This is a genomic window from Mycolicibacterium iranicum (genome assembly GCF_014190915.1).
GTDB lineage: Bacteria > Actinomycetota > Actinomycetes > Mycobacteriales > Mycobacteriaceae > Mycobacterium > Mycobacterium iranicum_B.
In genome coordinates this window covers 103,801-128,302 of sequence record NZ_JACHVU010000007.1, presented here as the reverse complement: position 1 = coordinate 128,302, position 24,502 = coordinate 103,801, and the positions used below count along the sequence as shown (strand labels likewise).

General features: G+C 67.7%; 25 protein-coding genes. 14 read left to right on the top strand and 11 right to left on the bottom strand.

Features of this window, described 5'->3' with window-relative positions; all coding sequences use genetic code 11:
* Window positions 1-20: 20 nt before the first annotated feature.
* A complete protein-coding gene (locus tag FHR72_RS16445; RefSeq protein WP_183469896.1) occupies window positions 21-722 on the bottom strand; it encodes an SDR family NAD(P)-dependent oxidoreductase in 702 nt (233 codons plus the stop codon).
* 293 nt (window positions 723-1,015) lie between these two features.
* Here FHR72_RS16445 and FHR72_RS16440 point away from each other — a divergent pair, with 293 nt between their 5' ends.
* The 12 genes from FHR72_RS16440 to FHR72_RS16385 all read left to right on the top strand — a co-directional run bounded on the left by FHR72_RS16440 (window position 1,016) and on the right by FHR72_RS16385 (window position 15,783).
* Complete coding sequence (locus tag FHR72_RS16440) at window positions 1,016-2,530, top strand: aldehyde dehydrogenase family protein (protein ID WP_183469894.1); 1,515 nt, start codon at window positions 1,016-1,018, stop codon at window positions 2,528-2,530.
* A 34-nt stretch (window positions 2,531-2,564) separates the two neighbouring features.
* A complete protein-coding gene (locus FHR72_RS16435) occupies window positions 2,565-3,773 on the top strand; it encodes a CaiB/BaiF CoA transferase family protein (RefSeq protein WP_183469891.1) in 1,209 nt (402 codons plus the stop codon).
* Window positions 3,774-3,803: 30 nt separating this feature from the next.
* On the top strand, window positions 3,804-4,979 hold the full coding sequence (locus FHR72_RS16430) for a Zn-ribbon domain-containing OB-fold protein (protein WP_183469889.1): 1,176 nt from the start codon (window positions 3,804-3,806) through the stop codon (window positions 4,977-4,979).
* Window positions 4,976-6,139, top strand: a complete 1,164-nt coding sequence (locus tag FHR72_RS16425) for a thiolase C-terminal domain-containing protein (RefSeq protein WP_183469887.1) — start codon at window positions 4,976-4,978, stop codon at window positions 6,137-6,139. Before FHR72_RS16430 ends, FHR72_RS16425 begins: the two co-directional genes overlap by 4 nt.
* On the top strand, window positions 6,129-6,938 hold the full coding sequence (locus FHR72_RS16420; RefSeq protein WP_183469885.1) for an MlaE family ABC transporter permease: 810 nt from the start codon (window positions 6,129-6,131) through the stop codon (window positions 6,936-6,938). Before FHR72_RS16425 ends, FHR72_RS16420 begins: the two co-directional genes overlap by 11 nt.
* Before the next feature lie 7 nt (window positions 6,939-6,945).
* Window positions 6,946-7,803, top strand: a complete 858-nt coding sequence (locus tag FHR72_RS16415; protein ID WP_183469883.1) for an MlaE family ABC transporter permease — start codon at window positions 6,946-6,948, stop codon at window positions 7,801-7,803.
* A gap of 111 nt (window positions 7,804-7,914) precedes the next feature.
* Window positions 7,915-9,096, top strand: a complete 1,182-nt coding sequence (locus FHR72_RS16410) for an MCE family protein (RefSeq protein ID WP_260156076.1) — start codon at window positions 7,915-7,917, stop codon at window positions 9,094-9,096.
* Complete coding sequence (locus FHR72_RS16405; protein WP_183469881.1) at window positions 9,093-10,118, top strand: MCE family protein; 1,026 nt, start codon at window positions 9,093-9,095, stop codon at window positions 10,116-10,118. Before FHR72_RS16410 ends, FHR72_RS16405 begins: the two co-directional genes overlap by 4 nt.
* Window positions 10,118-11,221: an MCE family protein gene (locus FHR72_RS16400; RefSeq protein ID WP_183469879.1), complete on the top strand. Its 1,104-nt coding sequence runs from the start codon at window positions 10,118-10,120 to the stop codon at window positions 11,219-11,221. Before FHR72_RS16405 ends, FHR72_RS16400 begins: the two co-directional genes overlap by 1 nt.
* Complete coding sequence (locus tag FHR72_RS16395; protein ID WP_183469877.1) at window positions 11,205-12,704, top strand: MCE family protein; 1,500 nt, start codon at window positions 11,205-11,207, stop codon at window positions 12,702-12,704. The genes FHR72_RS16400 and FHR72_RS16395 overlap by 17 nt, the downstream gene beginning before the upstream one ends.
* Complete coding sequence (locus FHR72_RS16390) at window positions 12,701-14,050, top strand: MCE family protein (RefSeq protein ID WP_183469875.1); 1,350 nt, start codon at window positions 12,701-12,703, stop codon at window positions 14,048-14,050. Before FHR72_RS16395 ends, FHR72_RS16390 begins: the two co-directional genes overlap by 4 nt.
* A complete protein-coding gene (locus FHR72_RS16385) occupies window positions 14,050-15,783 on the top strand; it encodes an MCE family protein (protein WP_183469873.1) in 1,734 nt (577 codons plus the stop codon). The genes FHR72_RS16390 and FHR72_RS16385 overlap by 1 nt, the downstream gene beginning before the upstream one ends.
* 81 nt (window positions 15,784-15,864) lie before the next feature.
* On the opposite strand, the gene FHR72_RS16380 is transcribed toward FHR72_RS16385, so the two are convergent.
* Complete coding sequence (locus FHR72_RS16380; RefSeq protein WP_183469871.1) at window positions 15,865-16,383, bottom strand: Rv2253/PknI dimerization domain-containing protein; 519 nt, start codon at window positions 16,381-16,383, stop codon at window positions 15,865-15,867.
* Window positions 16,384-16,460: 77 nt separating this feature from the next.
* Between FHR72_RS16380 and FHR72_RS16375 the strand changes: the two genes are divergently transcribed.
* Window positions 16,461-16,901, top strand: coding sequence for a hypothetical protein (locus FHR72_RS16375; RefSeq protein ID WP_183469869.1), 441 nt, complete (start codon window positions 16,461-16,463; stop codon window positions 16,899-16,901).
* A gap of 16 nt (window positions 16,902-16,917) precedes the next feature.
* Here FHR72_RS16375 and FHR72_RS16370 read toward each other — a convergent pair whose 3' ends face one another.
* Window positions 16,918-17,358 (bottom strand): Rv2576c family protein, encoded by a 441-nt coding sequence (locus tag FHR72_RS16370; RefSeq protein ID WP_183469867.1) that lies wholly within the window; start codon window positions 17,356-17,358, stop codon window positions 16,918-16,920.
* Window positions 17,359-17,407: 49 nt separating this feature from the next.
* The gene (locus FHR72_RS16365) at window positions 17,408-18,688 is read right to left on the bottom strand and encodes a cytochrome P450 (RefSeq protein WP_183469865.1); all 1,281 of its coding nucleotides are present in this window, start codon (window positions 18,686-18,688) and stop codon (window positions 17,408-17,410) included.
* A gap of 197 nt (window positions 18,689-18,885) precedes the next feature.
* On the opposite strand from FHR72_RS16365, the gene FHR72_RS16360 reads away from it, so the two are divergent.
* A complete protein-coding gene (locus FHR72_RS16360; protein ID WP_183469863.1) occupies window positions 18,886-19,515 on the top strand; it encodes a TetR/AcrR family transcriptional regulator in 630 nt (209 codons plus the stop codon).
* Window positions 19,516-19,522: 7 nt separating this feature from the next.
* Here the strand turns inward: FHR72_RS16360 and FHR72_RS16355 are convergent, their stop codons facing one another.
* The 7 genes from FHR72_RS16355 to FHR72_RS16325 form a co-directional block, all read right to left on the bottom strand.
* Complete coding sequence (locus tag FHR72_RS16355; protein WP_183469861.1) at window positions 19,523-19,810, bottom strand: cytochrome C oxidase subunit IV family protein; 288 nt, start codon at window positions 19,808-19,810, stop codon at window positions 19,523-19,525.
* Between the two features lie 3 nt (window positions 19,811-19,813).
* The gene (locus tag FHR72_RS16350) at window positions 19,814-20,416 is read right to left on the bottom strand and encodes a cytochrome c oxidase subunit 3 (protein WP_311736170.1); all 603 of its coding nucleotides are present in this window, start codon (window positions 20,414-20,416) and stop codon (window positions 19,814-19,816) included.
* Window positions 20,413-21,174, bottom strand: coding sequence for a hypothetical protein (locus FHR72_RS16345; protein ID WP_396888463.1), 762 nt, complete (start codon window positions 21,172-21,174; stop codon window positions 20,413-20,415). Before FHR72_RS16345 ends, FHR72_RS16350 begins: the two co-directional genes overlap by 4 nt.
* Window positions 21,171-21,926 carry a hypothetical protein gene (locus FHR72_RS16340; protein ID WP_183469859.1) on the bottom strand — a complete coding sequence of 252 codons (756 nt, stop codon included), beginning with the start codon at window positions 21,924-21,926 and terminating at the stop codon, window positions 21,171-21,173. The genes FHR72_RS16345 and FHR72_RS16340 overlap by 4 nt, the downstream gene beginning before the upstream one ends.
* 82 nt (window positions 21,927-22,008) lie before the next feature.
* Window positions 22,009-23,160, bottom strand: coding sequence for a thiolase family protein (locus FHR72_RS16335; protein ID WP_183469857.1), 1,152 nt, complete (start codon window positions 23,158-23,160; stop codon window positions 22,009-22,011).
* A gap of 10 nt (window positions 23,161-23,170) precedes the next feature.
* On the bottom strand, window positions 23,171-23,623 hold the full coding sequence (locus tag FHR72_RS16330; RefSeq protein ID WP_183470234.1) for a Zn-ribbon domain-containing OB-fold protein: 453 nt from the start codon (window positions 23,621-23,623) through the stop codon (window positions 23,171-23,173).
* 140 nt (window positions 23,624-23,763) lie between these two features.
* Complete coding sequence (locus FHR72_RS16325) at window positions 23,764-24,480, bottom strand: enoyl-CoA hydratase/isomerase family protein (RefSeq protein ID WP_183469854.1); 717 nt, start codon at window positions 24,478-24,480, stop codon at window positions 23,764-23,766.
* Between the last annotated feature and the right edge of the window lie 22 nt (window positions 24,481-24,502).

Below are 24,502 nucleotides of genomic sequence, written 5' to 3'. Positions count from 1 at the left end.
CGCTGAGATCTGTTGGCTCGTCAGGTGTTCCGGCCGCCGTTGACGCCCAGGATCTGGCCGGTGATGTAACTGGCTTCGTCGGAGATGAAGAAGGCGCAGGCGGCAGCGATGTCCTCGGGGCGGCCCATGCGGCGCACGGGGGTCTGCTGAATCTGCTTCTCGGTGTCTCCGAGGAACCCGCGCTGCTCGGCTTTGCGCAGCATCGGGGTGTCGATGAACCCCGGCGGGACGGCGTTCACGGTGATCCCGTACTCGCCGTACTCCAGGGCCAGGGATTTGGTGAGTCCGTTGACCGCGGACTTGGCGGCGACGTACGGCGACATGAACGGCTGACCCGAGTGGGTGCTCGACGACGAGATGTTGACGATGCGGCCCCAGCCCACCTCGATCATGTCCGGAAGTACGGCCTGGGTGCAGTGGAAGACGCCGTTGAGGTTGACGTCGACGACCTTCTGCCACTCCTGAAACGTCAGGTCGAGGAACTTCTTGAAGCGGTCGAGTCCCGCGGCGTTGACGAGCACGGTGACCGGACCCAGCTCGGCGCGGATCTCGTCGAGGGCGGCATCGACGGCCGAGCGGTCCGTGACGTCCGCGCCGTAGGAGAACTTCTGGTCCCCGGGATTGAGATCGATCGTCGCCACCTGCAGCCCGTCGGCACGCAGACGTTCGGCCACCGCGGCCCCGATACCCGAGGCGCCACCTGTCACGACAGCGTTCTTCACGCGTGCGCTCCGGTCATCACGTCACCCATCAAGAATCGTCCTTCCGATTATGAGAACCGTACTCTCGCATCATGCGGCATCGCAAGACAAGTGCCCCCGGGCATTCGCACTGGTGAGACGTTCGACGGTGGATTGTCGCACCGTTTCCCGCAGGCAGTCGCGGTTCTCGTCAATTTCTTGAGTTCTCATCTCACGAATGTATGATTCGCCGAAGATGAGAATGCAGTTTCCATCACATAAGCCCACATCAGGCCGCACCGATCACACACCCACAGCCGTCTCCGAGGAGGATGATGCAGGAAACAGCCACGATCTCGGGTGACAGCACCGACGTCGACGGGGCCGGGGCGGCCGACCGGGGTGCGACCCGCCGCCTGCTGATCGGCGGGGAACTCCGCGAGGCGGAGCGGACCTTCCCGTCACTGAATCCTGCCAACGGCGAGGTGCTCGGCTACGCGCCCGACGCCGGTGTCGCCGACGCGGAGGCGGCGGTGGCGTCGGCGCGCCGCGCGTTCGACACCACCGACTGGTCGACCGACCTCGAACTGCGCGTGCGGTGCCTGGAGCAACTGCACACCGCGCTGATCGAACACCGCGACGACCTCGCGGCGCTCACGATCGCCGAGGTCGGCGCCACGCCCGCACTGTGCCAGGGCGCCCAGCTCGACCAGCCGATCGAGATCGTGCGCTACTACGCCGATCTGTTGAAGAGCTACCCGATGACCGAGGACCTCGGCAACATCGAGAGCCGCGGCATGCAGCACCACCGCTGGGTGGAGAAGGAAGCGGCCGGCGTGGTCGCGGCGATCATCGCGTACAACTATCCGAACCAGCTGGCCCTGGCCAAGCTCGCCCCGGCGCTGGCCGCGGGATGCACGGTGGTGCTCAAGTCGGCGCCCGACACCCCGTTGGTCACACTGGCCCTCGGCGAATTGATCGCCCAGCACACCGACATCCCGGCCGGCGTGGTCAACGTGCTCTCCGGCGCGGACCCGGCGGTGGGCGCGGCGCTGACGACGAGCCCCGACGTGGACATGGTCACCTTCACCGGGTCCACCCCCACCGGACGCGCCATCATGGCCGCGGCGAGCGAGACCCTCAAGAAGGTCTTCCTCGAGCTGGGCGGCAAGTCCGCGGCGATCGTGCTCGACGATGCCGACTTCGGCACGGCGGCACTGTTTTCGGCGTTCAGCATGGTCACCCATGCCGGTCAGGGCTGCGCGCTGACCTCGCGGCTGCTGGTGCCCGAACAGCACAAGGACGAGATCGTCGAGATGATCAAGAACAACTTCGGCCTGGTCCGCTACGGCGACCCCAGCGCCGAGGGCACCTACATGGGGCCGCTGATCAGCGAGAAGCAGCGCGACAAGGTCGACGCGATGGTCCAGCGCGCCGTCGACGCCGGCGCCACGCTGGTCACCGGCGGCGAGAAGGTCGACCCCGGCTTCTTCTACACCCCGACCCTGCTGAGCGACGTCGACCCCGACAGCGAGATCGCACAGGAGGAGGTGTTCGGTCCCGTGCTGGCCGTCATCGCCTACAAGGACGACGACGACGCCGTGCGCATCGCCAACAACTCGATCTACGGCCTGTCGGGGGCGGTGTTCGGCAGCCAGGAGCGCGCCCTGTCGGTGGCCCGCCGCATCCGCACCGGCACCTTCTCGATCAACGGCGGCAACTACTTCAGCCCCGACACCCCGTTCGGCGGATTCAAACAGTCCGGCATCGGGCGCGAGATGGGCAAGGCCGGGCTCGAAGAGTTCCTGGAGTCCAAGACCTTCGCAACGGTCGTCACGGAGGCGGGGTAGCGATGAGCGCTCGCGCGAAGAGGAGAGGGAAGCGATGAGCAAGCCACTGGACGGGATCCGGGTCCTCGAGGTCGCGATGTACGGCTTCGTGCCGTCCGCGGGCGCGGTGCTCGCCGAATGGGGCGCCGACGTCATCAAGGTCGAACACGCCGTGACCGGCGACCCGCAGCGCGGGCTGCGGCAGACCGGGCTGCTGCGCGTCGAGGGCGACCCGAACCCGAACATCGAACACGCCAACCGCCTCAAGCGCAGCATCGGGCTGGACATGTCCGTCCCCGAGGGCAAGGAGGTGCTCCTGGAGCTGGCGCGGCGCGCCGATGTCTTCCTCACCAGCTTCCTGCCCGGACACCGGCAGAAGTTCGGGATCGACGTCGACGACATCCGCGCCGTGAATCCGTCCATCGTCTACGCCCGGGGCAGCGCACTGGGCCCGCGAGGGACGGAGTCGGTGAAAGGCGGCTACGACATGACGGCGTTCTGGTGCCGGGCGGGCACGGCGGCGACGATCACGCCGCCCGGGACGCCGGGAATGGTCGGCCCGCCGGGACCCGCCTACGGCGACACCATCTCCGGGACGAACCTCGCCGGCGGCATCGCCGCCGCCCTGCTCAAGCGTGAGCGCACCGGCGAGCCGTCGGTGGTCGACGTGTCGCTGCTGGGCAGCGGGCTGTGGTCGATGGGTCACACCGTGGCACTGACGAAGCATCTCGGGCAGCGCATGGAAGCGTTCCCGCCAGGGGTGCACGGATCGCCGATCAATCCGCTCGTCGGTCTCTACGCGACCGCCGACGACCGCTACATCTCGTTCGTGATGATGCAGCCGACCAAGTTCTGGGCCGACGTGTGCACGCACATGGAGCTCGACGAGGCCGCCGGCGACCCGAGGTTCGCCACGGCGGAGTCGATCGCCGAGAACACCGCAGCCGGTGTCGAGCTGCTGTCCGAGGCGATGAAGAAGCGCACCCTGGTCGAGTGGAGCGAGCGCTTCGCGACCCTCGCCGGACCCTGGGCGCCCGTGCAGGACACCCTGCAGGCCGCCGAGGACGCGCAGGTCCGCGCGAACGAATACCTCGTGCAGGCAGGCGACCTCGAGCTCGTCGCGAACCCGGTCCAGTTCGACGTGGCGGCCCCGACATCGGGTCCCGCACCCGGTTTCGCCGAGCAGACCGACGACATCCTGGTCGAACTCGGTCTGGACTGGGACCGGATCATCGAGCTCAAAACCGCGGGCGCCGTCACCTGACGGCGTCGTCGAAGATCTGGAGACACCTCAATGCCCTACGTCGCGTCCGTCGGTACCTACCTGCCGTGCTGGGGTACCGCCCTGCACCGGTCGGTCGGTGACGACGAGGACGTCGTCACGATGGCCGTCGAAGCCGGACGGGCGGCGCTGACGCGCGGAGGGGCGGTCGAACGCGTGGTGCTGGTCAGCCGCGACCTGCCGCTGGTCGAGACCAGCAACGCCGCCGTCCTCCTCGCCGGGCTGGGTCTGGATCCCGAACTGGAGGTCGACGAGCGTCTCGGTGGCGCCCCCGCCACGGTCGACGCCGTCAGTTCCGCGCGACCGCGCACGCTGATCATCGGCGCCGACCTGGCCCCGGCAGGCGCGGCCGCCATCCTGACCGCCGAACGGGGTCTGCAGGTGCGCACCGCCGCCCGGGTGGCCCGCAGTCTGCCGGTGCGCACCCGCAATGCGACCGGCGACGTCCACGACTACGGCGACCCCCGGCTGCTGCACGAACGCGGGCTGATCGCCTCACTGGCCGCGGCGTGGCTGGACACCCCGGTCGCCGTCGCCGGTGTGGACCATCCGCGAGCGTCCGACCTGTGTCTGGGGGATCCTCCGCCGTTGCCGACCACCGGGGCCAGCGCAAGCCTGTTCGCGCTGGCAGGCTTGGCAGAGCAGGGCAAGACCGGCCCGTTGGTGGCCGTCGAACAGGCGATCCTGTCCGGGATCAGCATCAGCGGCGGCACCGCCCACACCCATCGCCGCGAGCCGCGACCGCGCCCGATGCCCGAGGGCGCCCCTGCCTCGGATGCGGCGATTCCGATCTCGCTGGCGGCCTACGAGCGGGCCTTCGAGGCCAAGGTTCGCTGGGAGGCCGGACAGTTCACCGATTCGGGCGAGCTCGACTTCCCGCCCCGCTACCGCGTCGGAGACGACGGTGCGCTCGCCACCGACTACGAGCTGGTTCCGTTGCCCCGCACCGGCACGGTCTACACCGAGACGACCGTACACATCCCGGTCCCGGGCCTGCGGACGCCGTACTCGCTGGTGATCGTGGAGCTCGACGGAGTGGGGGTTCGCGCGCTGGTCAAGGTCACCGGCGCGACGCCGGGAACGGTCGACATCGGTCATCGCGGCCGGCTGGCGCTGCGCCGGGTCGCGGTCCGTTCCGGGGTGCCCGATTACGGCTATGCGTTCGAGCCCGACCAGGTGGCGGCGTGAGACGCGTCGCCATCGTCGGCGCCGGAATGACGCCCTTTGCCGAACATTTCGCGCTCGGCATCAAAGACCTGCTGCCCATGGCGTTCTCGGCCTGTGCGGACAGCGTCGACAAGGGGCTGTCCAAGAGCGACCTGCAGGCTGCGTGGATCGGCGCCATGGGGACCGCCGACGGCTTCCCGTCGGGCATCCTGGCGGACTCGCTGGGCCTGCCGCAGGTTCCCGTGACACGCGTCGAGAACTCGTGCGCGACCGGACATGACGCAATTCGCAACGCGCTGTTCGGTATTGCCTCAGGTGCCGTCGACGTCGCTCTGGTGATGGGTGCCGACAAGCTCCGGGACACCACATCGGCCGACATGCTGTGGGAATGGGAGGCCATGGCACGCGACATGGCCTGGGATTACCCGCTCGGTCTGGTCGCCCCGGCAGGATTTGCTTTACATGTTCGTCGATATCTCCACGAATCTCCGGCAACTGAAGAACACTTAGCCATGGTGGCGGTCAAGAACCACCGCCACGGAGTGAACAACCCGAAAGCGCGGCTGCGTTTTGAGATCACGATGGAGCAGGCCCTGAACGCACCAACGGTGGTGACCCCGTTCCGGTTGTACGACTGCGCGCCGCAGAGTGACGGTGCCGCAGCGCTCGTCATCGCCGCCGAGGACGTCGTCGACCGGTTCACCGACCGGCCGGTGTGGATCCGCGGTGTGGGGCTGGGTCTCGACTCGGTGATGCATCAGCACAAGGAGGACCTGACCACGTTCCCCGCGACGACCAGGGCTGCCAAACAGGCCTTCGCGATGGCGGGCATGGGGCCCGAAGACGTGGATGTCGCCGAGGTCCACGATTTCCTCACCGGCATCGAGCTGATGAGCTATGAAGACCTGGGCTTCGCCGAGAGGATGGGCGGCTACAAGCTTCTGGAGGCCGAGGTGACGAGTGTCGGTGGAGCACTGCCGGTCAACCCCAGCGGCGGTCTCAAGGCCAAGGGCCACCCACCCGGTGCGACCGGTGTCGCCCAGTGTGTCGAGCTTTTCGCGCAGCTGCGCGGCGAGGCTGTCAACCAAGTCGACGGTGCGCGAATAGGGTTGGCGCACAACATCGGAGGGCCGACCGCCGTGTCAGCCGTGACCATCCTGGAGGCACCCGATGGCAGTTAAGGGACCTGAGCGGTGGACGACGGGAATTGCGTTGCCCAACGGTGTGTCCGGGGCCATGCAGGCCGTCGGAGGCTTCTTCTCGATGTCGATGGACGCGGTGCGCTACGTCTTCCGCAGGCCGTTCCAGTGGCGGGAGTTCCTGGAGCAGTGCTGGTTCGTGGCCAAGGTGTCGATGGCGCCGACGCTGCTGGTGGCCATCCCGTTCACGGTGTTGGTGTCGTTCACGCTGAACATCCTGCTGCGCGAACTCGGCGCGGCGGACCTGTCGGGGGCCGGTGCGGCCTTCGGTGCGGTGACCCAGGTCGGGCCGCTGGTGACGGTGCTCATCGTGGCCGGGGCCGGGGCCACGGCGATGTGCGCCGACCTCGGGTCGCGGACCATCCGCGAAGAGATCGACGCCATGGAGGTGCTGGGTATCAACCCGATCCAGCGCCTGGTCACGCCGCGCATGCTGGCGGCCGGGCTGGTGGCCCTGCTGCTCAACAGCCTGGTGGTGATCATCGGCATCCTGGGCGGTTACTTCTTCTCGATCTTCGTCCAAGACGTGAACCCCGGCGCGTTCGCCGCGGGGATCACGCTGCTCACCGGGGTTCCCGAGGTGATCATCTCCTGCATCAAGGCCGCGCTGTTCGGCTTGATCGCCGGCCTGGTCGCCTGCTACCGGGGCCTGACGATCACCGGCGGAGGCGCCAAAGCCGTCGGCAACGCGGTCAACGAGACGGTGGTCTACGCGTTCATGGCGCTGTTCGTCATCAACGTCGTGGTCACCGCCATCGGTATCCGGATGACGACGGGCTAGGCGGATCATGGGTACTTCAGCGGTAATTCGGTCGCGGTTCCCGCGGCTGGTCGACCACCTGGGCCGCCCGGTCTCACTTCTGAGCCGGCTCGGCGACCACGTCCTGTTCTACGGCCGCGCCCTCGGCGGCGTCCCGCATGCCGCGGTGCACTTCCGCAAGGAGATCATCCGGCTCATCGCCGAGATCTCCATGGGTGCCGGGACGTTGGCGATGATCGGCGGCACCGTGGTGATCGTCGGGTTCCTCACGCTGGCCGCCGGCGGGACCCTGGCCATCCAGGGTTACAGCTCGCTGGGCGACATCGGTATCGAGGCGCTGACCGGCTTCCTCGCGGCGTTCATCAACGTGCGCATCGCCGCGCCGGTGGTGGCCGGCATCGGCCTGGCCGCCACGTTCGGCGCCGGGGTGACCGCACAGCTGGGCGCGATGCGTATCAACGAGGAGATCGACGCGTTGGAATCGATGGGTATCCGGCCCGTCGAATATCTGGTCTCCACACGCATCGTGGCCGGTATGGTCGCCATCGCACCGCTGTACTCGATCGCGGTGATCCTGTCGTTCCTGGCCTCGCAGTTCACCACGGTGGTGATATTCGGGCAGTCCGGTGGCCTCTACGACCACTACTTCGACACCTTCCTCAACCCGATCGACCTGTTGTGGTCTTTCCTGCAGGCGGTGCTGATGGCGATCGCGATCCTGCTCGTCCACACGTATTTCGGCTATTTCGCCTCCGGCGGACCCTCCGGTGTCGGTGCGGCGGTGGGCAACGCCGTGCGCACCTCGCTGGTCGTCGTGGTGTCGGTGACACTGCTTGTGTCGCTGTCGATCTACGGTTCCAACGGCAACTTCAACCTGTCGGGCTAGGGGGACGAGTTGAGCAAGAACCTCGGTCCAGGACCGATGCACCGGTCCGAGACCACCAGCAAGGCGGCGCCCCTGGCGGCGTCCTCGGGGCGGCACTTCGGCGTCGCGAACATGGCGCGTCCCCTGGCCGGGCTCGGCCTGGTCATCGCGCTGGTCCTGATACTCGCCGTCTCCCTCGGCCTGTTCGCCGGCAAGTTCACCGAAACGGTTCCCGTGACGGTCATCTCGGACCGTGCCGGTCTGGTCATGAACCCCGACGCCAAGGTCAAGATGCGCGGCGTGCAGGTGGGCACCGTGAAGTCGATCGACTACCGCTCCGACGGCACGGCAGCTCTGCTGCTGGACATGGATCCCTCCCAGATGCACCTGATCCCGCAGAACGTGAACGTCGACATCGCCTCGTCGACGGTGTTCGGCGCGAAGTTCGTGAATCTGGAAGCCCCGAAGACCCCGCAGGGCGAACTGCAGCGGGGGCAGGTACTGGCCGGTGAGCACGTCACGACCGAGGTCAACACCGTCTTCCAGCAGCTGGTGCAGGTGCTCGACAAGGTCGACCCCACCAAGCTGAACGAGACGCTCGGCGCGCTCGCGCAGGCCTTCAGTGGCCGCGGGGAGAAGTTCGGTCAGACGCTGTCAGACTTCAATGCGCTGCTGGCCAAGCTGGAGCCCAGCCTGCCGAACCTGGCCCGGGACATCGAGACGGCGGTGCCCACGCTGAACGCGTACGCCGACGCCAGCCCCGACCTGATGGGGACGTTCCAGAACATGACGACGTTGAGCAACTCGATCGTCGATGAGCAGGACAACCTGGATCAGTTCCTGATCAGCTCCATCGGTCTCGCCGATCTGGGCAACGAGGTGGTCGGCGGTAACCGGCAGGCGCTGACCAGTGCCGTCGACGTGCTCGTCCCGACGACCGACCTGCTCTACCAGTACCGCAAGTCGCTGTGGTGCGGCATCGGCGGACTCGTGCCGTTCGCGAAGTCACCGCCTCAGTTCTCAGGCATCTTCGTGTCGGCCGGTCTGACGCTGGGCGTCGAGCGGTACCGCTACCCGAGGGACCTGCCCAAGGTGGCCGCCTCCAGCGGTGGTCGGGACTACTGCCAGGAGCTCGGTCTGCCCGAGATGCCGGCGGAGTTCGTGCCGCCGTTGATCGTCGGTGACGTCGGGTCGAACCCGGCCCAGTACGGGAACTCCGGCATCCTGCTGAACTCCGAGGGCCTGAAGAACTGGCTGTTCGGTCCGCTCGACGGGCCGCCCCGCAACACCGCGCAGATTGGAATGCCCGGATGACGCGCTCGACCGGAACACTGATCAAGTTCCTCATCTTCGGTCTGGTGATGTCGCTGCTGACCGCGTTCCTCTTCCTGGTCTTCAGCGACACCAGAACCGGTGCCGCGAACGAGTATTCGGCGGTGTTCAAGGACGCCTCGCGCCTGAAGTCCGGGGACACCGTCCGCGTCGCCGGCATCCGGGTGGGCACCGTCAAAGACGTGACGCTGCAGGACGACAGAAGCGTGCTGGTCACGTTCGACGCCGACCGCAAGACCGTGCTCACCACGGGAACCCAGGCAGCCGTGCGCTACCTGAACCTGGTCGGCGACCGCTACCTCGAGCTGGTCGATACCCCGGACTCCACACAGATCGTCCCGGCGGGTGGTCAGATCCCCGAGACCCGGACGCAGCCGGCGCTGGACCTCGACGTCCTCCTCGGCGGACTGCGGCCGGTGATCCAGGGCCTCAATCCCGAGGACGTCAACGCGTTGACGTCGTCTCTGATTCAGATCCTGCAGGGGCAGGGCGGCACCCTGGACTCCCTGTTCTCGAAGACGTCGTCGTTCGCGAACTCGTTGGCCGACAACAACCAGGTTATCGAGCAGCTGATCGAGGACCTGCGGGTCGTGCTCGACACCCTGTCCAAGGACGGGGACGAATTCTCCGGCGCCATCGACAAATTGGATCAGCTCGTCGAAGGGCTCGCTTCCGACCGTGATCCGATCGGGACCGCGATCGAAGCGCTCGACAACGGCACCGCGTCCATCGCCGATCTGCTCAGCCGCGGCCGGGCACCGCTGGCCAACACGGTCGACGAGCTGAACCGGCTCGCGCCCCTGGTGGACAACGACCTCGACCGACTCGACGCGACGATCCAGCGGCTGCCCGAGATCTACCGCAAGCTCGCCCGGGTCGGTTCCTACGGCGCCTGGTTCCCGTACTACATCTGCGGAATCACGTTCCGTGCGAGCGATCTCGAAGGACGCACGGTCGTCTTCCCCTGGATCAAGCAAGAAACGGGAAGGTGCGTGGACGAGTAATGCTCAAATACCGCGGAGCTCAACTCGCCAGGGCCGGCTTCCTCGGCGTGGTCCTGATCATCTTGGTGATCGCCGTCGGACTCCAGCCTGAGCGGCTGCTGTCCTGGGCGACGTCAGTGCGCTACCAGGCGTTGTTCACCGAGGCCGGGGGACTGACCGTCGGCAACGACGTGACCGTGTCGGGCATCAAGGTCGGTTCGGTGTCGTCGATCAAGCTCGACAACGGCGACGCGCTCGTCGGGTTCACCATCGACGGCAAGTACGGGCTGGGTTCGGACACCGCGGCCCACATCCGCACCGGGACCCTGCTCGGCGAACGCGTGCTGGCTCTGGAGTCCAACGGGGACGGGGCCCTGGACCGCAGTCGTCCGATCCCGGTCACGCGCACCTCGTCGCCGTACTCGCTGACCGATGCCGTCAGTGAGCTGACCGCGAACACCCGCGACACCGACACCGACCAGCTGAACCAGTCACTGGACACGCTCTCGCAGACCCTCGACCAGATCGCACCGCAGCTCGGCCCGACTTTCGATGGCCTGTCGCGGCTTTCGCAGTCGCTCAACAGCCGCAACGAGAGCCTCTCGGAGCTGCTGCGCACGGCCGGCGACGTCACCGGCATCTTCTCCGAGCGCAGCAGCCAGGTGAACGCGCTGATCCTCAACGCCAACGACCTGCTGGCCGTGCTCAACGACCGCCGGTACACGATCACCAGCCTGCTGGCCAACATCTCCGCCGTCTCCAAGCAGCTCTCCGCCGTCGTCGCCGACAACGAGGCTGAGCTGGCGCCGGCGCTGGAGCGGCTGAACAACGTGACCCGCATGCTGGAGCGCAACCGCGACAACCTCGCCAAGATGTTGCCCGGCGCGGCGAAGTACTACCTGACCCAGGGCGAGATCGTCTCCAACGGCGCGTATTACAACGCCCTGATCCCGAACATCCAACCCGCCCAGCTGTTGCAGCCGTTCCTCGAATACGCCTTCGGGTTCCGCCGCGGCGTCGAGCAGGGCCAGCCGCCCGACAACGCCGGCCCGCGGGCGGAGCTTCCGTTCCCCGTCAACAGCATTCCGCAGCCTGGAGACCTCCCCAATGATGGCAACCCGTAAGCGATTGGTGGCCGGCACCGCGATCCTGCTGGCCATCCTGCTCATCGCCGGCGCGGCGTTCCTCGTCCGGCAGGTGTTCTTCGGACCCAAGACGATTACGGCGTACTTCCCGACCGCGACCGCCATCTATCCCGGCGACGAGGTGCGGGTGTCCGGGGTCAAGGTCGGGACGATCGACAAGATCGAGCCCGAGGGCACCTTGGCCAAGATGACGCTCAAGGTGGATCGGGGGGTCCCGGTCCCGGCCGACGCGAAAGCCGTGATCGTGGCCCAGAACCTGGTCGCCGCCCGGTACGTCCAGCTGACGCCGGCCTACCGCGACGGCGGCGGCGCGACGATGGACGACGGCGGCGTGATCCCCGACGACCGGACCGCGGTGCCCGTCGAATGGGACGAGGTCAAGGAGCAGCTGACGCGGCTCTCCGAGGAGCTCGGGCCGCAGGCCGGGGTCTCGGGGACCTCGATCTCGCGCTTCGTCGACAGTGCGGCGAACGCCATGGAGGGCAACGGAGACAAGCTGCGTGAAACGCTCCGCCAATTGTCGGGCGCCGCAAGGATTTTCGCCGAGGGCAGCGGCAACATCGTCGACATCATCAAGAACCTGCAGGTGTTCGTCAGCGCGCTGCGCGACAGCAAAGACCAGATCGTGCTGTTCCAGAACCGTCTGGCCAGCCTGACGAGTGTCATCAACGACAACCGGTCCGATCTGGATGCGGCGCTGTCGGATCTGTCGTTCGCGATCGGCGAGGTGCAGCGGTTCGTGGTGGGCAGCCGGGACCAGACCACCGAGCAGGTCCGCAGCCTGGGCCAGGTCATGCAGGTCCTGGTGGACAACCGGACCGCACTGGAGAACGTTCTGCACATCACGCCGAACGCGATCGCCAACTTCGAGAACATCTACTACCCCAACGGCGGATCCGTGACGGGTGCGTTCTCGGTGTCGAACTTCTCCAACCCGGTGTGGTTCGTCTGCGGCCTCATCGGAGGTGTCGCGAACACCACCGCCCCCGAGACCGCGAAGCTGTGTGCGCAATACCTCGGGCCCGCACTGCGTCTGGTCAACTTCGGCAACCTGCCGTTCCCGATCAACGCCTACCTGCGTCCGGCGGTGAACCCGAGCAGGATCATCTACACCGATCCGAAGCTCGCGCCCGGCGGCGCCGGCCCGGGAGATCCGGCCGAGATCCCTCCGACGGTGTCGGCGTACACCGGCGCCGGCGACATCCCGCCGCCGCCCGGGTGGGGTGCCCCTCCCGGCCCTCCGGGGATCTATCAGCCCGACTCGGATGCGCCGGCCACGCCGTCACCGGCGCTGTACCCCGGTGCGCCGATTCCCGGCCCGCCGAACATCCTGTCCAACATTCCGGCTCAGCCACAGCCGCAGACCGTGGACGGCCTGCTGCTCCCGCCGTCGGCCGCACCGGCGCCGCCCGCGGCTCCCAGTGGGCCTCTGCTCCCGGCAGAAGGGATGCCGCCATCATGATCCGCGGTGCGAAGTCGTTGACCGTCCTCGGCGCCAGCCTGGCGGTGTCGCTGTCGGGCTGTGCGTTCCAGGGTGTCAACTCCCTGCCCCTGCCCGGCGCCGAGGGCAGAGGGTCCGACGCCGTGACCTATCACGTCCAGGTCCCCAACGTGGCGACGCTGGAATCGAACTCGCCGGTCATGATCGACGACGTCGTCGTCGGCAGTGTCGGCAAGATGACGGTGCAGAACTGGCACGCCGACGTCGAGATTTCCGTCAATCCCGACGTCGTGATCCCGGAGAACGCCGTCGCGACGGTGGGCCAGACGAGCCTGCTGGGCTCGATGCACCTCGGGCTGAACCCGCCGTTGGGGGAGGAGCCGAGCGGACGGCTGGAGCCCGGCTCCACCCTGTCGCTGAACTCGTCCTCGACGTACCCGACCACCGAGCAGACGCTGGCCTCGCTGTCTACCGTCGTCAACGGGGGCGGGCTCGGCCAACTCGGCGACATCATCCACAACATGAGCACCGGACTGTCCGGACGCGAGGACGAGGCTCGCGAACTGCTCTCGCGGCTGGACAATTTCGTGGGGGTGCTGTCGCAGCAGCGGGAGAACATCATCGCCTCGATCCAGCAGCTGCGCCGGGTGGCAGGGACCTTCGCCGGTCAGCGCGACGTCATCGACCGGGCGCTCAAGGAGATCCCGCCGGCGATCGACGTGCTGATCAACGAGCGGCCGAACTTCACCACGGCTCTGACGAAGCTGGGTCAGTTCAGCGACACCGCAACCGGTTTGGTCAACGACGCCGGGGACGACCTGGTCAAGAACCTGGAGAACCTCGGACCTGTCCTCGGCGCCCTGGCCGATGTGGGTCCGGACCTCAACCTCGCGGTGTTGTGGGCCAGTGCGTTCCCCTACGGCCCGACCTTCGCCGACCGCATCACGCGCGGCGACTACATCAACCTGTACGCGACCTTCGACCTGACGTACCCGCGGTTGAAGAAGACGCTGCTGCTCGGCACGCGATGGGGGGACGAGAACGCCAAACTCATTCCCGCGCCGGGAGATCCGTACTACCTCAACTATTCGTACGACCCGATGAAGATCGGTGTCGCGCCGCCTCCGGAGCAGGCGCTGCCGCCGGCGCCGGAAGCGGCTGCCGGCTCCCCGCTGCCGCCGATCACCGAGCCGCTGCTCCCGGTCACCCCGCCGCCTCCGGCGGCGCCGTGGCTGCCGCAGTCGCAACCGATCACAGGTGACCAGATCTTCGCCGGACCCTACGGTGCCGAGGCCGCCGCGCCCCCCGCGGCACCCGCGGCTGCACCGCCCGGGCCTGGGGCCCCGATGTCTGGAGGAGGCGGCTGATGCTGACTCGTTTTGTGCGAAACCAGCTGATTATCTTCACGATTGCGTCGATCGTGGGGGTGGCGGTGATGCTCTTCGCGTACATGCAGGTGCCGACGCTGCTGGGCGTCGGCCGGCTCGCGGTCACCCTCGAACTGCCCGCCTCGGGCGGGCTGTACCGCTTCAGCAACGTCACCTACCGCGGTGTGCAGGTGGGCAAGGTGACCGACGTCAAGCTCACCGAGAACGGCGCCGAAGCGACGCTGTCGCTGGAGACGTCACCGAAGATCCCGGCCGACCTGCGCGCCGAGGTGCGCAGTGTGTCGGCGGTCGGCGAGCAGTACGTCGACCTCCTGCCGGCGACGGACAGCGGACCGTACCTGGAGAGCGGTTCGCGGATTCCGGTGACCAACACCACGATTCCGCAGCAGGTCGGGCCGATGCTCGATCAGCTGAGCGCGATGGTGGACAGCCTGCCCAAGGACCGGATCCCGGATCTGCTCGACGAGACGTTCAAGGCGTTCAACGGCGCCGGCCCGGACTTCGGGTCGCTGCTGGACTCCGCGACGACGGTGGCCGAGGATGCGAACGGCATCTCCGACCAGACGCGGGCGCTGATCGACGACAGCGGGCCGCTGCTCGAGTCGCAGGCCGAGACCACCGACGCGATCCGGACGTGGGCGCGCAGCCTCAACGGGGTGTCGGCGCAGGTGGTGCAGAACGACCCACAGGTACGTGCGCTGCTGCAGCAGGGGCCGGGCTTCGCGCAGGAGGTCAGCACGCTGCTCAACCAGCTGAAGCCGACGCTGCCGATCCTGCTGGCCAACCTGACCACGGTCGGGCAGACGCTGATGACGTACAACCCCGCGATCGAGCAGCTGTTGGTGCTGTTCCCCGGAATCATCGCCGCACAGCAGTCCTTCGGTCTGCCGCAGAACAACCCGACCGGTCTTCCCGCGGGTGACTTCGCGCTGACGATCAGCGATCCGAACCCGTGCACGGTCGGCTTCCTGCCGCCCTCGCAATGGCGTTCCCCGGAGGACGAGACCACCCTGGACACCCCGGACGGCCTCTATTGCAAGCTGCCGCAGGACTCTCCGATGAACGTCCGCGGTGCGCGCAACTATCCCTGCATCGAGCATCCCGGGAAGCGGGCGCCCACCGTCGAACTCTGCAACGACCCGCGGGGATTCGTGCCGACGGCGGTGCGCCAGCACATCCTCGGGCCCTACCCGTTCGACCCGAACCTCGTCTCGCAGGGCATTCCACTCGACGGCCGCGTCGACGCCGATGAACGGATCTACGCCCCGGTGGAGGGCACCCCGCTGCCGCCGGGTGCGGTGCGCGCCGGTACACCGCCCGTATCCCCACCCGGCACACCGCCGTTCCCCGTCGGTGCACCCGCGCCCATGGCTCCGGGCGCCCCGCCGCCGGCCCAGCCGCCGATCCTGCCCCCGGCACCGCTGCCGGCCGGGCAGGGGCCTCTGCTGCCCGGGCAGGCCGTGCCGGTAGCACCGGCGCCCGGTCCCACAGCGCCCGGTGCGATCCCCGCTGCGCCCGGTCCCGTAGCGCCCGGTGCGATCCCCGCTGCGCCGAGTGCGTTCGGCGGCAACGCATCCGGCGTTCCAACGGTCGGGACGGCGCAATACAATCCGCAGACGGGGGAGTATCAGACGCCCGACGGAGCGATGCACCGGGTCACCAATGTGGCTGCCGGAGCGCCGAAGTCGTGGAAGGACCTGCTGCCGATGTGAGGGACGGCGCCCGGTGCACACCGGGCGCCACCGCACCGGGGGCGAAGGCCGGTTGGAGAATACGCGCGAGCAGAATGCGCGCTAGGAGAGCCGCTCCATGCGCACCGGCAGTTCGATGACCTTGGGATTGTTCACGCCGCAGGCGCCACTGAGACTGCTCGTGATGTTGCGACCGCCGAATGTCGTGACGTCGCGCGTGACCCGGCGCTCGTTGACCGTGTCCATGCCCCACAGCATGAACTTCTGATGACCGGTGGCGAAAGTGCCGTTGGGGCACGGCATCCAGTTCGGGACGTCGTGCTCGACGAACCAGAAGTCGTCCAGCCGTGCGGTGCCTGTCCAGCCGAGACTGCTCGTCACGGTGCCGCTGCACTCGATCGGGCTCACGCAGGTGGTGTCGACGGTCCAGGTCTCCAGCACCGAACGTTCGTCGATCAGAACCTGATTGGTTCTGGCCCATTCGCCGTCGGAGTAGACGCTCCAGGTGCCGCTGATGTCGACACCCCAATCGTCGGCCTGGGCGGCGGGGGAGAGGCTGACACTTCCGAGTGCGGCCATCGCCGCCGTCGCGAGTCCACCGACAAGCCGTGTTGCGCGCATGATCCCAGCTTAACGGCGCTCAGAGCTGGGCTCTTCAAAAGTGAGAATTTCGTTCCGCCGCATGGAAAAATGGTCGGATGCGATCTCTCGCCGCAGCGCTGGCCGCTCTCGCGGCGCCGGTGTGCCTCACGTCAGCGCCACCGGCCGCGGCCCAGCCCCCGGTCCTCCCGCCCGTTCCGCCGGCAGGTGCGGAATGCAACCACCCGAACTGCACGCCGGGCATCCTGCCCAACGTCGTCCTCGGCTCGTACTGCGCCAACACCACGTATTACGTCTTCGGAGTGACCAACTGGGGCCGGTTGGTGTTCTGCGGGTCGCCGCGCCGTTACGAGCCGCGATGGTTCCGGTCGCCGGAGATGCACGGTGTCAAGAACGAGGGCGACCTGTGCCCCGCCCTCGACGGACAGGTGGCGCAGGCCCCGGACGGTCTGTTCCTGACCTGCATCGCCAAGGACAACCGTTCCTACTGGGCCCGCGGCGACGCGTCGGTCGGCGGAGGCAATCCGCCCCCGCAGTAGCCGCCGTCGCCTGTGGTCACCAGGGGCGCAGCGAGCAGAGCGCGCCTTTGCTGCCGGAGTCGGTGGCAACCACCACGTCGTCGACCTTGAGCTCACAGACGAAGCCGGGGTCGGCGAGCGGCGCCGAGACCGGTCCGGGCAGGCCGACGACGACGAGGGCCCACTGGTCGGGGTCTGCCAGCCACGCGTCGAACACCCACGGCTTGTTCGGTCCGAGGTTGGCCTCGGCGTTGGGCGTGAACTGGTACGGGTTGTGGCTGTACTCCGCCCAGTTCGGCGGATCCTTCTCGCGGTAGTAGATCTCGGCGTTCGCGATGTCGGCGCTGGCGCCCACGGTGTACTGCACGTGATGCAGGGCGGGCTGGGCCTCGGCGACACCGCCGAGCCCGACGGCGCTCGCTGCGAGGAGCGCCGTCAGGGACACAGCCGTCACCGGAAGCGTTTTGGAGAACACCATTTTCGGAGTTTAGAACGCCGCTTCTTCCGCCGCGGCGGAATCACGGTCCCTATCGAACCGGCGTGAAGGTGATGTTGATGTCGGTCAGGCCACGCAGGATGAACGTCGGCTCGTAGTTGTAGCGGCGGGCCCCGGGCGGGCCGTGGATCTCCTCGTCGATGGCGATGTCGCCCATGCGGTCGAGGATCCGCTCGATCGACACCCGGCCCTCCACGCGGGCCAGGGGGCCACCGGGGCAGGAGTGCACGCCGCGCCCGAAGGCGATGTGCTCACGCACGTTCTTGCGGTCCAGGTCGAATTCGTGCGGATGCTCGAAGCGCTCGGGGTCGCGGTTGACCGCACCGGGGCACACCATCATGGTGGTGCCGGCGGGCACGTCGATGTCACCGACCCGGGTGTTCTTCTTGGCCAACCGGAACTGACTCTTGACCGGGGCATCCATCCGCAGGGCCTCCTCGACGAAGACCGGGATGCGGCTGCGGTCACGGCGCAGCCGCTCCTGGACGTCGGGGTGGTCACCCAACACCCGCATAGAGGCCGAGAGCAGCTTGGTGGTGGTCTCCTGACCGGCGGCGAACAGGAACGTCGCCGACCGCACGACCTCGATGACCGGCGGGGTCGAGCCATCCGGGTACTTCGCGGTCGCGAGCGCGGTGAGCACGTCGTCGCGGGGCTCCTTGCGGCGGTCCTCGAGGTAGCCGATGAACTTCTCGTCGAGCCATTCCAGCGGGTTGGCGCCGACCAGGTCGCTGTGGTCGAGGGAGCCGACGTTGGCACCGGGCCGAGGAGCGCCGAGCACGGTGCGGAACTCGTCGTGATCGGCCTCGGGCACGCCGAGCATGTCGGCGATGACCAAGAGCGAGAACGGCTTTGCGTAGGCCGTCAGGAATTCGCAGCGGCCGGCGGCGACGAAGTCGTCGAGGACCTCGTCGGCGAGGCGCCACATGAAGTCCTCGTTCTCCTTGAGCCGGCTCGGCGTCAGCAGGCGGTTCAGGAGCGACCGGGCATTGGTGTGGTCGGGCGGGTCCATCGTGACCATGTGCTCGAACATCGGCATCTGGGGCCGGTGGGCGGTGATCTGGTCGGTGATGTCGTCGCCCTCAGGGGTGAACGGCAGCGGCGGGAAAGGCCCTGCGACCGCGATACACGACGAGAACGTGTCGGAGTCCTTCAGGACGGTCGCGGCCTCCTCGTAGCCCGTCACGGCCAGCACGCCGTAGTTGGGTTCCCGGGTCACCGGGCACTTGCTGCGGAGGTGGTCGAAGTACGGGTGCGGGTCGGGCACGAGGGACGGATCGGTGAAGTAGTCGATCGTGTCGAAGTCGCTCATGTCCAAGGCCTCCCAGGGCTGGCGGGTCGTGCGGTCGAGAGTTTCTCGACAACCGTTCGAAATGCTGAGCACCTGCTTAGCATGGTGTAAGAGTTAGGGTCAAGGATCTCGGGAGACACCGCGGGTCGCGATCGGGGTGTCGGCGCGGATCGCCGGGCCGGCCCGGGGGAGTGGGCAGGTAGAGGAGTGGAGTCAGCATGGCATCGCCGCGACGGATCGGGGCACCGGATGCGAAGAATCGCGTCGTGCTGCTCGACGCCGCGGAGCAGCTGCTCCTCGAGGAGGGGTATGCGGCGGTCACCTCCCGCCGGGTCGCCGACCGCGCCGGCCTGAAACCCCAGCTCGTCCACTACTACTTCCGCACGATGGAGGATCTGTTCCTCGCCGTGTTCCACCGGCGCGCCGAGGAGGGGCTGGCGGTGCTGGACACCGCGCTGCAGTCCCCGCAGCCGCTGTGGGCCCTGTGGCGGTTCAGCACGGCTCCCGAGGCCACGCGGCTCACGATGGAGTTCATGGGCCTGGCCAACCACCGCAAGGCCCTGCGTGCGCAGATCGTGTACTACGGCGAGCGGTTCCGGCAGGTGCAGAACGCGGCGATCGCGCAGGCGCTGCAGCGCTACGGCATGGTGTCCGACGACGTGCCGCCGGTGGTCTGGACGGTGTTCGCGACCAGTGTGTCCCAGGCTCTGGTCATGGAGCGCGCGCTGGGGATGGACACCGGGCACGCCGAGACCTTCGCCTTCTGCGAGCGATGGATCCGGCGCCTGGAGGGCGACCCTCTGCCGGCCTTCGGGGAGGGTCGGGACGCGACCCAGGTGCGCGCCTGACCGGCGGTCACCACAGGTAGATCCCCAGCACGGCCGTCCAGAGCATGACCAGCCACGCGTCGGTGCTGCGGCGCAACCAGGCCGGGGCGGTCCGCACCTCCATGAAATACCGGATGATGATGCGGGACTTGACGAATCCCAACACGATCGCCGCGACCGTGATCGGCACGCTGGGGCCACTCTGAGTGCCGCCATGGCCGGGCGCCAGCCACCACGACACGATCGTGACGGCCGAGAGGCCCAGCCACGCCGCCGTGATGGCCCGGCTGTCACTGAGTGCGAGCTTGGTGTTCACCGGTCACCTCATCACGTAGAGCAGGCCGAAGATGACGACCCACAGCAGGTCCACCATGTGCCAGTAGACGGCCCCGGATTCGACCATCGAGACGCGGCGCTTCTGCGGGTTTCTCAATTCGCGGACCACGATCCCGAGGATCAGCAGGCCCAGCAGCACGTGGAACAGATGGACCCCGGTCAGCATGTAGTAGAAGTTGAAGAACTCGTCGAACGCCGAATTCCCCAGGGAATAGCCCTGGGTGATCTTCGTCGTCCACTCGTAGCCCTTGATCGCGATGAACACGACCCCGCACGCCCCGCCGAAGTAGGTCAGGCGCAGTGCGGCGGCGATGTCGCCCGCGCGCGCGGCCACCACGCTGCGTGCGACGAACCACGAACTGGTCAGCAGCACAAGGGTGTTGACCGCGCCGATGGTGAGGTTCAGGTGCTGTTGAGCGGCCAGGAACTCCTGCGGCGCCATGGCGCGGTGCACCATGAAGATCACGAAGTACGAACCGAAGATGATCAGGTCGCCGAGCACCATGACCCAGATCGCACCGTCCCCGGGCAGGTGGTCGCGCTCGGTGCCCCCCGACGGTCGGGGCCGGGACCGGGTGCCGGTCACGGCAGGGGAGCCTGATCGAGGGGCTGCTGCTCGTTGGCCTTCTTCAAGAAGAAGATCACGCAGGACAGCCAGAATCCGAAGATCACCGTCCCCGTCCAGAACGACATCGACCCGTTCCACGAGAACGGCCCGGCGCCTGCCACCCACACCGGGATGGCGAGGACCTCGGTGACGATCTGCCAGACGGTCACGTAGGCAAGCCATTTGGGGAAGATGCCGTTGCGGTCGTAGAGGATCGCTATCGCGAACCCGAAGTAGGCGGTGGCGAAACACCCCAGCGACCCCACGTAGGACAGGCAGCCGAGGTCATAGAGCAGGGCCAGCACCTCCGGATCGCGATCGGGCCGGAATGTGGCCGTCAGGAAGCAGAACGCGACGAGCAGGCAACCGGGCAGGGCTCCGACGGCCATGCCGCCCATGTAGACGTAGGCCATCACCGAACCCGACGTCATGCGCTTCATGTGGTAGACGACGATCCCGTTGGCGACGCCCGCCCCGCCGACGATCAGGATCAGGATGCCGAAACCGAGCTGGATGGTCGCACCGTGGGCGGCGAAGAAGTCGACCTTCTGCTGCGTCGTCACATCGGGCCTCGGGGGCGGCATCACCCGGGCGAGGGCGAAGAAGATGACACCGAAGGCCGTGTAGAACGCAGGCACGATCGAGAAGACGATCCAGAGGTCGCGCTTACCGGCCGCGGCCGGCAGACCGGGGGCGCCGGCGGGCGGGGGCGACTGCGGCGAGACCACCGCGCTCACTGCGCGCTCCCTGCCTCGGCTGCCTGCCGCGCGAGGACACCGCGCAGCACGAAGAACATCACGACCACGAAGAGGGCGAAAGCGCCACCGCGCAACCAGAACGACACCGCGCCGTCCCAGGCGAGCGGACCGGTGCGGAATACCGCCGCCGCAGCGGCCGGCGCCATCGCCACACCCGTCAACGCGGCGAAATGCCCCACCCAGCGCGGGAATACGGGCCTCGGGCCCGCCTGCGGCCCGGTGTCGAGGTAGACCGCCACGGCGAACAGGAGGTTCTGGGCGACCAGCATGCCGACCGGGGCTACCAGGGTGATCCAGGCGAGATCGTTGAGCAGCAGCAGAAGCTCCGGGCTGCGGTCGGGCCGGAACGCTGCGACGAGGTAGAAGATGTCGGCCAACGCGAAGATGGTGGCACCGCTGACGACGGCGGTCAGGTAGCAGTAGGCCAGGGCATGGCTCTGAGTTTCCATCCGCTTCATCTGGACGACGATCACCGAGAAGAACGGGATCAGCATGATGGCGCACAGGTTGTAGGTGACCATGCTGAACCGGATCATCGCCGTGTTGTCGGCGTAGAAGTCGGCAACCTGATCGGCGGAGAGATCCGGTGACATCGGCGGCAGGAAGCCGGGGAACGCGACGAAGGCGACGAGCAGGATCGCGCCGAACACCGGTGCCGTCCACAACGCGACCGACTGAGATCTGACCCCCGCCGGGGAGGGACGTTCGCCGGCGTCCGTGAGTACCTGCATGCGCCCACCTTCCCGAAGTAGCCGATCGGCTACCGCGACAGTAGCCGATCGGCTACTGAAGCTCCAAGGGGGTGGGTGGCGACTAGAGTGACAGGATCGTCGCGGACGCGGTGCCCGGGGCGCCGTAGACCTGGGCCAGGCCCACGCGCGGTGACCCCGGCACCTGCCGGTCGCCTGCTTCGCCACGCAGCTGGCGCACCAGCTCGTGCACCTGCCGAAGTCCCGAAGCGCCGATCGGTTCCCCGTTGGCGATCAGGCCGCCGTCGGTGTTGACCGGGATGCTGCCGTGGATCTCGGTGGCACCGTCGGCCAGCAGCTTCTCCTGTTCCCCGTCGGCGCACAGGCCCGTCTCGGCCATGTGGATCACCTCGGCGCCGGCGTCGGTGTCCTGCAGCTGGGCGATGTCGACGTCCTCGGGCCCGACCCCGGCAGCCTCGTAGGCGGCTTTCGCCGCGTACACCGTCGGCGACGGATCCTCGTCCAGCGGCGCCGACGTCCCGTGGACCTCATAGGCGCCGAACGTCCGCGTCCGAATCTCGCTGGCGCGCACGAACACCGGTTTGTCGGTGTATTTGTGCGCGATATCGGCGCGGCACATGATCACCGCGGCCGCGCCCTCGTCGGGTGCGCAGAACATGTACTGGCGCAGCGGGTAGTTCAGCACCGGCGAGGCCATGATCTCGTCGACCGAGATCTCTTTGCGGCGGAACGCGTTCGGGTTGAGAACGCCGTTGCGGAAGTTCTTGTTGGCCACGCGCGCCAGCGTCTCCTCGGAGATGTTGTGCTTGTGGATGTAGTGGTTGGCCTTGATGCCGAAGAACTTGGTCGTGACGAACTGCCCGTTCTCGGCATACCACTGCGGCAGTGCGAGTTTGGCGGGGTCGTCGGTGAACGCCCCGCGAGGGTGCTTGTCCAACCCGATGGCGATGCCGATGTCGTACTTTCCGAGCCGGATGGTGTCGGCCGTCTGCTGGATCGCCGACGCCGCGGTGGCGCACGCGTTGAACACGTTGGTGAACGTGATGCCGGTCAGGCCGACCAGGCGGGTGACGGCGTCGGGGTTGGATACCTCGTAGCTTCCGCCGAAGCCGAACTGGATGTCCTTCCAGTCCACGCCGGCATCGGTCAGAGCAGCCTGGATCGCCTCGGCGCCCATCTGCATCGCGGTCTTGTCGAAGCGGCCGAACGGGTGCAGGCCGACGCCGATGATGGCGACGTCGTTCGAGTTGGTCATTGTCCGTCCCTCAGTTGCTGACCGGCTGGAAGGCGAAGGTGACGACCTCGGTCCCGTCCTCGTCGGAGGTGAACGGAATCATGGTCAGCTCGACCTCCTGGCCGAATTGCAGCTTCGCCGGGTCGTTTTCGGTGAGTCGACCCTCGACGCGGACGACTGCCTCCTCGTGCAGGCCGAGCTGGACGAGTCCCACGCCGAACGGCACGAAATCCTTGCCGGTCGGTCCCTTGTACGGCGCGCCGGGCGGGAAGCCCTGCGTCGTCCAGGCGACCAGGGTCCCGCGGCGCGGGAGCAGAATGTCGGACATATCGCCGCCGCTGCACTTCGGGCAACGCTGCTGCACCGGGAAGGTCGTGGCACCACAGGTGCCACATGAGCTCCCGATCAGCTGCGGCTCGTCATTCGGCCAGGTGGAGATTTCGGGCGCCAGAGCCCGCTGCGTGGTCGACACGAGGTTGACGATAACTGGAAATGCCATTCTCGTCTAGAGAGAACAAGTCCCGCGAAGCCGCATCGTCGACCGCGCATCGGCGTCCCGGGCAGACGATGTCGCTGCGACCGTGCGAACGGCGGCCGAGGCGGGCTGAGGTCTGACCCGCGGGGTCACCTGCCCTTGTTCATCACCTTGTCGGCGGCCGCCCAGTGTTCATCGGACACCCACAGGCGGGCGAACGCAGCCACCGCCTCGGTCGTCGGCACACCGCGCATCACCCGCTTGACCTCGCCGGCGGGCGCCGAAGCCAGGGCCCGGGCGGTCAGCCGCCACTGTTCGTCGAAGCTCGCCCGCGGGATGATCTGGTCGACCAGGCCGATGCGTTCGGCCTCGGCCGCGGCCAGGATGCGGCCCGTTCCCGCCAGGAGCAACGCCCGGCTGTAGCCGACCAGCTTCACCAGTCGTTCGGCTCCACCCCACGCAGGCATGATCGCGAGCGCCACCTGGTTGAAGCCGATCTTGATGTCGTCGGCCGCCAGCCGGATGTCGGCGGCCACGGCGAACTCGGCCCCGCCGCCGAGCGCGTGCCCGTTGAGGGCGGCGACCACCGGGCCGGGGAAGCCGGCGATACGGTCGCAGACCGACCGCATCCGGAAAGCCATGGCCGCGGCCTGATCCTCGGTGCGCAGGGCGCTGAGCTCCTTGAGGTCACCGCCGGAGACGAACGCCTTGTCGCCGGCCCCGGTGAGGGCCAGGGCCGCCGCCCCCTGCGCTCCGTCGAGGGCCTTATCGAGCTGCTCCATGGTCTCGAGGGAGATCGCATTGCGGGCATGGGGCCGGTCGATCGTGATGATCGCCAGACCGTCGTCGATCTCGAGGTCGACCATTGGCCATTCTCCCTCTGCGGTA